We start from the raw sequence: 11436 nt of genomic DNA on the forward strand, positions 1-11436 counted from the left end.
TAATCGCAATGCTTTTAGTAATTTATTAATACAATTTTTAATATCCTTTTGAATTTGCAACTAATAATTTAGCATAAGAAGTACTGAAGAACCAAGAGTTTTGAGGTCAGATATTATGCGCGAGTCAGCGATTTATCAAGACATTCTACAAGAAGGTAAGGCTGAAGGCAAGGCTGAAGGCAAGGCTGAAGGCAAGGCTGAAGCGTTACTTGAAGTGGCAAAAAATCTATTTAGTACTGGTATGCCATTAGAGGCGATTGGCAGAGTCACAGGGTTATCAATTGAGCAGTTACAGTATTTACAGGCAAGTGAGTCCAATCAATAAATAATCGGTGCAGTCAACCTGCACCGATTAATAAGTGTCACTCGAATTGAACATCCCATTGTTTCACGCCAACGCTGAAGCTTGGGGTTTGGCAAAAATCATTCTTCCTGCTGTAGTTTGCAAAGCACTGGTAACTACTACTCGCAGTTCACCACCCACATAACTGCTACCTTCTTCAACAACTACCATTGTGCCGTCATCTAGATAGCCAATGCCTTGACTGGGTTCTTTGCCTTCCTTGAGAATTTTTAAATCCAGGTTGTCGCCAGGTAAATAACTGGGACGGACGGCATTCACTAAATCATTCACATTCAAAACAGGTACTTTTTGAACACTGGCGACTTTAGACAAGTTGTAGTCGTTGGTTAGCAATGTACCGCTGATTTCTTGAGCGAAACGTACTAACTTGGCATCCACTGTGGGAATATCTTCGTAGTCAACTGCATTAATCAGGATGCGATCGGGATAATCTTCCTTAATACGGTTGAGAATTTCTAGTCCTCTCCTTCCCCGTACCCGCTTTTGGTCTTTGCTAGCATCCGCTACTTGTTGGAGTTCTTGCAAGACAAACTGCGGTACGAGAATTTGCCCTTCCAAAAACCCTGTTTCTAGTAAGGCTTCAATACGACCATCAATAATACAGCTAGTATCTAGAACTTTGGTATTGGCTGGTTTTAATGTTCCTTCTACTACCATCGATTCAACGGTGTTGGGATTAATGAACCGCAATAAGCCTCGTCCGTGGGTGTCTGCCAAATTCATGCCAGTAACGGAGAGGATAATACTACCAACAACTGCCACTAATGGCTTAATAAATCCAAAATCTGCCGGGATGGGTAGCAAAAATAGTGGGGCTAGCATCAGGTTAGCTAGTAATAGCCCAATCACTAAGCCGATCGCACGAGTTAAGATCGCTTCCAGAGGCATTTCTTTGATTTGTGATTCTAGGCGACGATATGTCGTCTGGAAACTCAGCCCGATCGCACCACCAATAATAGCGGCAAAGACGGCAACAACTAAGCGTAAAGCTTCTAGATTCGTTACCTGATCTAGGGTGCCATTGGGTAGTAGTTCAATGCTGTAGAACCCTATTCCCGACGCTGCAAGGATAAATGAGAAAATAATAATGGCGTCAAGCATGGTTGTCTTGTTTTCCTGCAACTGTGTTAACCGATAAAGTTAAGTATTTTTTATCTCATCGGTAAGATAAAATGATCGATATTGACTTACACTAAGGGTTTAGGCTGACAATATCTGCAATTATTATAACTAAAGGCTTTTATCTTAATATTTTTCATTGTTTTGTTGTAAAAAGACAAAAACTTGTAAATAAACTACTCATTTTGTAAGAATTCAGAATCCAGAATCCAGAAGTCAGAATTAAGAAGACTTTGATACCCAAACTTAATAATTTTAATAAAATCAAGAAGTTATTACACGCTTGATTTTACAATTATTCTGGCTCCTGGCTCACTTCGACTACGCTCAGTGACCACCTGACTCCTAAATTCTTATCTCATTTTTATTGTCTCTAATTCGCAGTTGAATTAACTTAAAACTTTTCTCAAAATGAGTAAAAAATTTAGTATTTCGGGAATTGCGAGTTCTGCTTATGTGCATATTCCCTTTTGCAGACGGCGATGTTTTTATTGTGATTTCCCGGTATCTGTTGTGGGCGATCGCTTGCGAGGCGAAACATCTGGTACTATCTCCCAATATGTTGAGGTGTTATGTCAAGAAATTGCCATTACACCAGCCTTTGGTCAACCTCTGAAGACAATTTTCTTCGGTGGTGGTACTCCTTCGTTGCTCTCAATAGAGCAGTTACAAAGGATACTGACAGAACTAGAGAAGCATTTTGGGATTGCGTCTGGGGCAGAGATTTCTATGGAAATTGACCCAGGTACCTTTGATTTAGCCCACATAGCAGGCTATCGCAGTGCAGGCGTGAACCGGGTAAGCTTGGGCGTACAAGCCTTTCAATCAGAATTATTGCAAAGGGCGGGGCGATCGCACTCAGTTGAAGATATTTTTGCAGCTGTGGAACTAATCCACCAAGTCGAGATTCCCGAATTTAGCTTAGACTTAATTTCTGGATTGCCGCATCAGTCTTTGGATCAATGGCAGGATTCCTTAGAAAAAGCCGTAGCGATTGCACCCACTCACATTTCCATTTACGATCTTACCATCGAACCAGGTACAGCCTTTGGTCGTTACTACAAACCTGGCGATACTCCTTTGCCTACGGATGAAGCCACAGTCAAAATGTACCAGATGGGGCAGCAGGTTTTAACTAGTGCAGGTTATGAACATTATGAAATTTCCAATTATGCTCAACCTGGCCATCAATGTCGGCATAATCGAGTGTATTGGGAAAACTGCCCTTATTATGGCTTTGGCATGGGTGCGGCGAGTTATGTTGAGGGGAAACGATTCACCCGTCCGCGTAAAACTAAAGAGTATTATCAGTGGGTACAAGCTGGCGCTGTAATTGATTGTGATGTTACCCCCCCAAAGGAAGTATTGTTAGAAACGTTAATGTTGGGGTTGCGTTTGGCAGAAGGTTTGAGTTTAGCGACGTTGGTAGAGGCGTTTGGCGAAGAGAAGGTGGAGGAGATTTGTCGGTGTTTGCAATTGTATTTTGAGAAAGGTTGGGTGGAAGTTGCAAAGGGAAGATTGCGTTTGATCGATCCCCAAGGGTTTTTGTTTTCTAATGTGGTGTTAGCGGAATTGTTTGAAAAGTTGGGGTGATGAACTGCTTATGCAAAAAAATAAAGTTAGAAAAGCTGTGATTCCGGTAGCTGGTTTCGGTACTCGTTTGTTTCCAGCTACTAAAGTTGTCAAAAAAGAACTTTTCCCAATTATCGATCGAGATGGTAGGGCAAAACCTGTGATTCTTGCAATTATTGAAGAAGCAATTAGTGCTGGAATTACAGAAATAGGGATTGTGGTGCAGCCAAATGACAAAGAAATATTTGCAGATTTATTGAAAAACCCACCCAAAAAAGAACTTTTAGAAAAACTTTCACCACAAAATCAAGAATATAGCCGAGATTTGGAAGATTTAGGTAGCAGAATTACCATTTTGTTACAAGAGGAACAATTAGGCTATGGTCATGCGGTATTTTGTGCCAAGGATTGGGTACAAAATGAGCCGTTTTTGCTTATGTTGGGCGACCACATTTATGCATCTGACATTGAAAAATCTTGTGCGCGTCAAGTTTTAGATGTTTACGAACAAGTTAATCAAAACGTTATTGGCTTAACGACAATGCCAGCAGAAATTATTCATCAAGCTGGATGTGTAACAGGAGTTTGGCAAGAGTTAAACTCGATTTTGTCAGTTACCCAACTGTATGAGAAACCAACTCTTGAGTATGCACAAGAACATTTACGTGTAGAGGGAATGTCAGAAAATAATTTTTTATGTATATTTGGCTTATATTTACTAAGTCCGAAAATTTTTGACTTTCTTGCAGAACATATCAACCAAAACTTCCGAGAAAGAGGTGAATTTCAGTTAACATCTTGTCTTGAAAGATTGCGTCAGGAAGAGGGAATGACAGGATATGTTGTTAAAGGCAAGTGTTTTGATACAGGTTTGCCAGATGCTTATCGGCAGACAATGATTGATTTTAGAAAAATATAGATTAATCTCAGTTCAATTGCTTTGTCTGGGAGGATCTCACTTTTTAAAATGCTTCAAATAGATAGTAGTCTATTGAGGTAAGCAGAGGCATCTTGAAAATATACCGTTTAATTTGCTCCTGGCGATCGCCTCTTTTTTTGTTAAAGCAGTTTTCAGATAGATGAGTTACAAAATGCAGGACTCTAAATCAGACACAAACCTTAAGAAACTATCTCAAAACTAGCGGTAGTTAGAGCAAGAAAAGAGGTACCATCTAATTGTGCAAATTTACCCCCAGAATTAATCTCACCAAAATTATCCGCCGAACCATTAGGGTTATAAAAGAGACTACCATTTGCGCTATTATAAACTATCGCTGCACTACTACTTGCAGCTAAAGTATCGTTTGTAACTGTGGCAAAGTCTGCGGAATTTAATTGAGTCGGGAAGACTGAGTTACTTAGAGCCGTAAAGGTAGATTTGGATAGTTGGATCTTGTCTTGCTCAGGAGTGAAGTCCCTAATAGTATCAACTCCAAGTTCCCTAATATTAAACTTCGATCCTGTTGCAAATGCAAACTTATCTGCACCAGCGCCTCCTTCTAGTAAGTCGTCTCCACTATCTCCCTGTAGGTAATCGTTACCTTGGTTGCCGATCAGAATATCTTTTCCACTACTGCCAAAAAGAATATCATCACCTTTGCCTCCCACAAGGTTGTCGTCATCACTACCCCCATCTATGATATCTGCACCAGCTCCACCAAAAAGGATATCAGAACCTGCCCCCCCATCAATGTAATGATTACCAATAACACCAGAAAGCGAAATATTGTCATCACCATCCCCAGCAAAAATAACCTGATTGCCAGCCGAAAAATTCCCACAACTAAAGTTATCGTCTCCCTTGGTTGTAGTGACATCAGTACTGATTACATTTCTAGCTCGAGCAACTGCCTCTTTTATGAGATCGGCAAGATTCTCACTTGTAGAACCAACAGTCAGTACACCACCTCGACCAAGCTGGGTAACTAGTGTCTCGTAATTGGCTGCAACATTACTCGTAGTTAGAAAAATTGGAATAATGTTATTTGCTTCTAGCGCAGTTTTTACTTGTTCGACCTGTGGATAATCTTCAAAAGCATCAGCTATCCCATCTCCATTATTGGCAATAGTATCACTTGGAAAAACTGCTGCGCGATCGCCGGCAACGTGATAAATACTATCGGTGGCTACGATCGCGACACGAAATGAACCTACTCTGTAACCAAGACTGCCACCGCTATCTAAAGCTGCGAACAAAAGTGCATCTAATTGTGATTCTGGCCCATCATTGCCACCAAAAGCTTCAAAGTCAAAGATTTTCTCTTTAACTGTTGTGACATTATTTGTCAAAGCAACTTCTGGTTTATATACATAGTCAGCGTAACCCCCAAAAGGCGGTATTGGCTTATCCTTGAAAGAGGCAATACCAAATTTCAGGTCATCACCAAATATATTTGCTAACTTCGGGTTGGTTAAGCGATTTACCGTCGCCGGAAGTACGGCTTTAAGCTGGACTACACCCTCATTAGATGAAGATGTTAAGTCTTGCAGCAGAACAATATCAGATACTAAACTCACAGTTTTTCCCTCTGATTATTTTTATTGATGGGTTGTATTGCAAAGTGTCTGAATGCTATTTCAGCTTGATATTAGCAAGGTTAATTGATTTAAGATAGTACTTAAACTGAAGAAAATATAATCTCTTTCCAACAATATTTACTGTGTCTTGACTCCTGCCTCTACTTTACTTAACGGTTATAGTTGCAGACTTAACGAGAGAGAATGTTACCAGATATAAGTTAAGCTAAAGTGCGTCAATGGGTGAGCAGTGAAGATAATGCTTTGGATTAGAGGATGAATCAGTATTTTGCAACGGTTGCTCGCGGATTAGAAACCCTTGCGGCTCAGGAGTTAGAGCAACTGGGTGCCCATTCCGTAGAGCCGGGGTTTTGCGGTGTAGCCTTTGAGGGCGATCGCACTTTACTTTATCGCGTCAATCTCTGGGCTAGGCTGCCGTTCCGAATCTTGGTGAATATCAATGAGTTTCCATGCCTTGATGCCAAGGATCTCTATCGCGGTATCCAGACTATCGATTGGCAAAACTATTTGACGCCAGATATGACGCTGGCAGTGAATGTCACGGGCAAAAACGATTGCCTCAACCACAGCCACTTCACATCTCTTCAGGTCAAAAATGCGATCGTTGACCAACAAAAAGAAAATCTGGGCGAGCGTTCAAATGTAGAGCTTCATGAACCAGATGTGCGGGTTAATGTTCATATTGAACGCGACTTTTGTACCGTCAAACTCGACAGTTCGGGAAATAGTCTGCATCGCCGAGGCTACCGTCCTGCGGTGGGAGCAGCCCCTCTCAAGGAATCTCTCGCTGCGGCTCTCATTCAGCTTTCAGGCTGGCAACCAGACCAGATGTTCTACGATCCTTTGTGTGGATCTGGCACTTTACCCCTGGAAGCTTGCTTAAAGGCACTGAACATCGCACCCGGACTGTTTCGCGATAGCTTTGGATTTGAAAATTGGCTCGATTTCGATCTGCCCCTTTTAGAAAAGCTGCTCCAAGAAGCTAAGGACAGCCAACTGGATACTCTTCCCGCACCTATTTGGGGAAGCGATCGCGATGAAAATATAATCGAGCAAGCGATTAACAATGCTCAAAACTGCGGCGTTGATAACCATGTATGGTTTTCTCAAATGGAACTTACCGATGTTGTCGCTCCCGCAGATACCGGGGTTTTATTCTGCAATCCACCTTATGGCGAACGGCTGGGGCGAGATAGCGATTTAGGAGCGTTCTATAAACTTTTGGGCGATGTATTGAAACAACGCTTCAAAGGCTGGACTGCCTTTGTCCTGAGTGGCAACAAGGAACTGTCTCAATCGATTGGGCTAAAATCATCTAAGCGAATTGCGGTGTACAACGGAGCGTTGCCTTGTCAGTTAATGAAATATGAACTGTATTAAGTACAGCATTTCATGAATTCGTAGAGAATTAAATTTGCCAATACCTTGCAATGCCAATGCATCCCCCTACATTAAAAATGCTACGCTTTTACGCAAAACTGTATTAAGGCAGAATCGATCGGATTTTGCTATTTCCGGTTTGTAAGCTGTCGCGCTTATAAATTGCCTCATAATCTGTTAGGTAAAACCTGCCAACCCTTTCCTGCGCTCCTCTGCCCCTCTGCTTACCTAAATGTATCAACCTGATAGTGAAATGCTATAAGTCTATATTCTGGCAGTTAGTATAACAACTTTTGAAACAAGTGGCAGTATAATCTAGTGACTGACAATTTGCAATTTATTTATCGTTAAAAGGCAAGGCTATTTATGTCAGACCAATTCACCTTTACCGTTACCAATAAAACCGAATTGGCAATTACAGAGTTGTGGGTATCTGTCGACGATCGAGAGTGGGCCTCATTTAACTTGGGTGAGTCAGGGATTCCATCAGGTGAAACAGCAACAATTGCTTGGGCTGAATATACGAATGGTTCGCCCTGTGAATGGTACATCTCTGCTGTATTTGAAGATGAATCAGAAACAGAGTCAGCCCTATTTAACTTCTGTAAAGAACCAGCTTTAACAATCGGATAAATTCTGCACTGCGATGCGATCGCAAGCTAGAATCACTAGTCAAAAACTTATTCCGACCTAGTTATGGAGGAAATCGCAACTTCACGCTAATAGACTTCTTGCAAAAGTGGGGGAAAAGGGAAAGGAGTAAAGGGCAAATAAACTCAAAATCCTTTCCCTTTAACCTTTTCCCTTTTCCCTCTCTTGCAAAAATACATTTTTGCAAGAGGTCTAATGTACACTCTTGGACATTTAATAGTTAGTGCAGATGACGATATGCGGACGATGCACGGAACATCTGAATCAGAGATGTATCACATTCTGGGATTAGAAGCAACAACTGCCGATAGTGATGAAAAATTATCTGCCTAAATTAAGGGCTTAATAAAGCATTGAGATGTATTTGGGGTTGCTATCCCAACACAAAAATGGCTACTATTAAAAATTATTGACACTAAGATTTATATCCAAATCTCCTTGGGTAAAGATTTTTGATACTGATTTTCAGAGTGTAGAAACGCGTTAGTGCAGCGGTAAAAAGTAAAATTTTGTGTCTTTACTAAGAATTTTGAGCTTAACCGAACGGTATTGATTTATCTGACATTCGGCAGGTTGGAGGTTCAAAATAATTAATAATCAATAATTACTCATTTATAATTAAAACCCCATAGATAAATACACTTTCTTGATGCAGGAATGAATTTAAAGATAAAAAGCAACTACCGCAATTCATGGTAAAAAACAAGAAGCTAAAGTCCATAAATAGCAGAAAATCGACCAAAATTACCTGATAAACTCAGCCTTTTGGCAAAGAAGCCATCTGCAAAATGTGAAGATTCCTTATCTGTAAAATTTTTCTTAGATATATAGCTTAAGTAACAGCAATCTGATAAGATTCCCAACAAGTAGAATAATCACTTATTCTCTTTTTCTTGAACCAACGGATTTTGGTTATTTTTTGGGAAAGGAAAATAAAAATGTCTCATCTATTGTGGAAAACTCTGGTACTAAGTCCAGTAGTTTTGGGAGTGACGGTGTTGGTTTCCGCTAAGGCTATAGCTGCTGCTGAAGTAGCAAGTTCTTCTGAAAATATAAAGCCAAAAGCTGCTCAGACAGAAGCACCAATAGCTGCTAATGCTTCATCAATATTCATTCAAACAGAGCAATCAAAAGTTAATCAGCAATTGATTGCTCAAAAGGCTGATGAAAATAAGGTTTTAGAAGGGGTTAATCGCTACAGCAACGAAGGCAAAAACCAGAATTCATTGTCTCAAGTCACATCAGTTTCTCAATTTTCTGATGTACAGCCGACTGATTGGGCATTCCAAGCTTTGCAATCCTTGGTTGAGCGCTACGGTTGTATTGCTGGATACCCAAATTCTACTTACCGAGGCAATCGGGCACTGACTCGTTATGAGTTTGCTGCTGGTTTGAATGCTTGTTTAGATCGAGTTAATGAACTGATTGCCACAGCAACTGCTGACTTGGTGACAAAACAGGATTTGGCGACTCTCCAGCGTTTGCAAGAGGAATTCTCAGCAGAACTGGCAACTCTACGCGGTCGAGTAGATTCTCTAGAAGCACGGACTGCTGAACTAGAAGCCAATCAGTTTTCTACTACCACAAAATTGGTGGGTGAAGCCATTTTTGTCGCTACTGATATATTTGGCAATAATACTGGCGATGCAAATAATACTGTCTTCCAAGATAGGGTACGTTTAGACTTGCAAACCAGCTTCACGGGTAAAGACGTTTTACACACCCGTCTTGCAGCCGGTAATGCACTAGCCTTTACACAAGTAGGGAATAATGGTGTTGGGATCGATACTGCTGAAGGCACACAAACATTTCAAATCGGCAGCACTACTAACAACAGTGTCATTATCGACTGGCTAGCGTATTACGTACCCATAGGCCCAGCCCAAGTCTACTTTGCGGGCACCGGAGGTATTCATAGCGATTATGTTGCCACTAACAACCCTTACTTTGAGGACTTTGATGGTGGTAATGGTGCTTTGTCTTCCTTTGCTTCTGAAAGTCCGATTTATCGCATTGGTGGTGGTGCCGGTGCAGCACTGACTTTACCCTTTGGTAAAGGTGGCAGCTTTTTCAAACCAAGTTCACTAACTATCGGCTACTTGGCATCAAATGCTAATAATCCTGGGCCAAATCAAGGTTTATTAGAGGGTAACTATGCAGCCTTGGGACAGTTGAACTTTAGTGTTGGCGATCGCTTATCTATAGCTGCTACCTACGTTCACGGTTATCATGGTGCTGGAGGTGGTAATTTATTCGATCTAGGTGGTGGTTTGGGTAGTACTAACCGCGTCGTAGGTACTGGTCAAGCTAACACCCTAACTACCTTAAACGGATCTTCCAGTAATTCTTACGGTATAGAAGCAGCTTTCAGACCCAGCGACAAACTATCAGTCAGTGGCTTCGTTTCTTACCACGATATCACAGGCTTTGGTGCTGGTGATGATTATGAAGCTTGGAGCTACGGTCTTGGGGTAGCCTTACCTGACTTCGGTAAAAAGGGTAACGTTTTAGGGATTTTTGCTGGTGCTGAACCTTATGCCTTTAACCGAGGTGGAGCTTTTGCTGGTACTGGTAATGATATACCTTATCACTTTGAAGGCTTTTACAAGTATCGCGTGTCAGATAATATCTCAATCACCCCTGGCGTAATCTGGTTGACCTCTCCTGGTCAAAACAGCAACAACGATGATGCAATTATCGGTACGCTGAGAACAACTTTCACCTTCTAAAGGTTTACAGCAATTTGCTTTAGGGACGCATAGTTATGCGTCCCTTTTGAATTTCGCCTTGCGGTACTAGATTGAGGGCGTTCATAATTCACATCAGGCGTGAATTATAAATTTCAGGGTTGACACAATTAGCCAAGCGATCGCCCCTCAATCCCGCAATTAAGTTAGCGATCGCCATTGTTGCCATTTTTGAGCGTGTTTGACGGCTAGCACTGCCAATATGCGGGGCAATAATTAGATTTTCTAGCGTCAACAATAGGCTATCGCTGGGAATCGGTTCTGGTTCGGTGACATCGATAGCCGCAGCAGCAATTTGACCACTTGCAAGGGCACGGTACAGAGAATCTGGATCTACAATAGTTCCTCGTGCCGTATTAATCAAAATAGCCGATCGCTTCATCAATTCAAATTGGCGATCGCTAATTAAATGATAAGTATCATCAGCCGATGGTGTATGCAGTGTCACAAAATCAGAATTTTGCAGTAAGTGTTCTAACGTAGCAAACTCCACACCTAAAGATTCTTCTAATTCTGGGCTGCATCGTTGCCTACTCGCGTACAATATTTGCATTTCAAACCCTTTGGCACGACGAGCGATCGCTTGACCAATGCGCCCAAAACCAACAATACCCAAGGTAGCACCCGTAACATTTGGCCCCAATAACAAATCTGGTTCCCAAGTCTGCCACAAACCTGCACGAGTAAACCGATCTGCCTCCACTACTCGCCGTGCAGCTGCCATTAGTAATGCCCAGGCAAAATCTGCGGTAGCATCGGTTAACACCCCAGGAGTATTACCGACGGGAATTTGTCGTGCCGTAGCGGCGGCAATGTCAATGTTATCGTAACCCACCGCCATTTGACTGATGACTTTGAGTTTTCCAGACTCGATGAGTTGCCGATCGATTTGGTCAGTCAGCAGACATAGCAATCCATCTATTTCCTTGACCTTTTCTAGTAAAATTTCGTATGGAGGGGGTTGGCGTTCTGGCCAAACTTCGACGGTGGCGAGCGATCGTAGTTGCTCTAATTCGATGGGTAAGCGACGAGTGACGAAGACTTTAGCTTGAAGCATAGTTTTAA

General features: G+C 41.7%; 10 protein-coding genes. 7 read left to right on the forward strand and 3 right to left on the reverse strand.

All coding sequences use genetic code 11. From position 1 onward, the window contains the following. The first annotated feature begins 100 nt into the window (after positions 1 to 100). Positions 101 to 325, forward strand: coding sequence for a hypothetical protein (locus V7K45_RS01905; RefSeq protein ID WP_334999832.1), 225 nt, complete (start codon positions 101 to 103; stop codon positions 323 to 325). 63 nt (positions 326 to 388) lie between these two features. Here V7K45_RS01905 and V7K45_RS01910 read toward each other — a convergent pair whose 3' ends face one another. Continuing rightward, positions 389 to 1465, reverse strand: a complete 1077-nt coding sequence (locus V7K45_RS01910; protein WP_334999834.1) for a PIN/TRAM domain-containing protein — start codon at positions 1463 to 1465, stop codon at positions 389 to 391. A gap of 429 nt (positions 1466 to 1894) precedes the next feature. Here V7K45_RS01910 and hemW point away from each other — a divergent pair, with 429 nt between their 5' ends. Both hemW and V7K45_RS01920 read left to right on the forward strand, forming a co-directional pair. After that, on the forward strand, positions 1895 to 3076 hold the full coding sequence (gene hemW, locus V7K45_RS01915; RefSeq protein WP_334999836.1) for a radical SAM family heme chaperone HemW: 1182 nt from the start codon (positions 1895 to 1897) through the stop codon (positions 3074 to 3076). Positions 3077 to 3086: 10 nt separating this feature from the next. After that, positions 3087 to 3974, forward strand: coding sequence for a UTP--glucose-1-phosphate uridylyltransferase (locus tag V7K45_RS01920; protein WP_334999838.1), 888 nt, complete (start codon positions 3087 to 3089; stop codon positions 3972 to 3974). Positions 3975 to 4174: 200 nt separating this feature from the next. Here the strand turns inward: V7K45_RS01920 and V7K45_RS01925 are convergent, their stop codons facing one another. After that, positions 4175 to 5572, reverse strand: a complete 1398-nt coding sequence (locus tag V7K45_RS01925) for a hypothetical protein (protein WP_334999840.1) — start codon at positions 5570 to 5572, stop codon at positions 4175 to 4177. Positions 5573 to 5848: 276 nt separating this feature from the next. On the opposite strand from V7K45_RS01925, the gene V7K45_RS01930 reads away from it, so the two are divergent. From V7K45_RS01930 to V7K45_RS01945, 4 genes are all read left to right on the forward strand, one after another. Then, on the forward strand, positions 5849 to 6973 hold the full coding sequence (locus tag V7K45_RS01930; protein WP_334999842.1) for a THUMP domain-containing class I SAM-dependent RNA methyltransferase: 1125 nt from the start codon (positions 5849 to 5851) through the stop codon (positions 6971 to 6973). A 366-nt stretch (positions 6974 to 7339) separates the two neighbouring features. Next, a complete protein-coding gene (locus tag V7K45_RS01935) occupies positions 7340 to 7606 on the forward strand; it encodes a hypothetical protein (protein ID WP_334999844.1) in 267 nt (88 codons plus the stop codon). Positions 7607 to 7819: 213 nt separating this feature from the next. After that, entirely contained in the window at positions 7820 to 7957 is a 138-nt protein-coding gene (locus V7K45_RS01940) for a hypothetical protein (RefSeq protein WP_334999846.1), read from the forward strand. Between the two features lie 605 nt (positions 7958 to 8562). After that, on the forward strand, positions 8563 to 10353 hold the full coding sequence (locus tag V7K45_RS01945) for an iron uptake porin (protein WP_334999848.1): 1791 nt from the start codon (positions 8563 to 8565) through the stop codon (positions 10351 to 10353). Positions 10354 to 10441: 88 nt separating this feature from the next. Here V7K45_RS01945 and V7K45_RS01950 read toward each other — a convergent pair whose 3' ends face one another. Beyond that, a complete protein-coding gene (locus V7K45_RS01950) occupies positions 10442 to 11428 on the reverse strand; it encodes a 2-hydroxyacid dehydrogenase (protein ID WP_334999850.1) in 987 nt (328 codons plus the stop codon). Positions 11429 to 11436 lie beyond the last annotated feature (8 nt).

The organism is Nostoc sp., assembly GCF_036917375.1.
Lineage (GTDB): Bacteria > Cyanobacteriota > Cyanobacteriia > Cyanobacteriales > Nostocaceae > Nostoc.

Excerpts from the sequence above, each read along its gene's own strand:
- V7K45_RS01935 (WP_334999844.1), top strand. The coding sequence starts at position 7,340 with ATGTCAGACCAATTCACCTTTACCGTTACCAATAAAACCGAATTGGCA.
- V7K45_RS01920 (WP_334999838.1), top strand. The coding sequence starts at position 3,087 with ATGCAAAAAAATAAAGTTAGAAAAGCTGTGATTCCGGTAGCTGGTTTC.
- V7K45_RS01910 (WP_334999834.1), bottom strand. The coding sequence starts at position 1,465 with ATGCTTGACGCCATTATTATTTTCTCATTTATCCTTGCAGCGTCGGGA.
- V7K45_RS01945 (WP_334999848.1), top strand. The coding sequence starts at position 8,563 with ATGTCTCATCTATTGTGGAAAACTCTGGTACTAAGTCCAGTAGTTTTG.
- hemW (WP_334999836.1), top strand. The coding sequence starts at position 1,895 with ATGAGTAAAAAATTTAGTATTTCGGGAATTGCGAGTTCTGCTTATGTG.
- V7K45_RS01940 (WP_334999846.1), top strand. The coding sequence starts at position 7,820 with ATGTACACTCTTGGACATTTAATAGTTAGTGCAGATGACGATATGCGG.
- V7K45_RS01950 (WP_334999850.1), bottom strand. The coding sequence starts at position 11,428 with ATGCTTCAAGCTAAAGTCTTCGTCACTCGTCGCTTACCCATCGAATTA.
- V7K45_RS01930 (WP_334999842.1), top strand. The coding sequence starts at position 5,849 with ATGAATCAGTATTTTGCAACGGTTGCTCGCGGATTAGAAACCCTTGCG.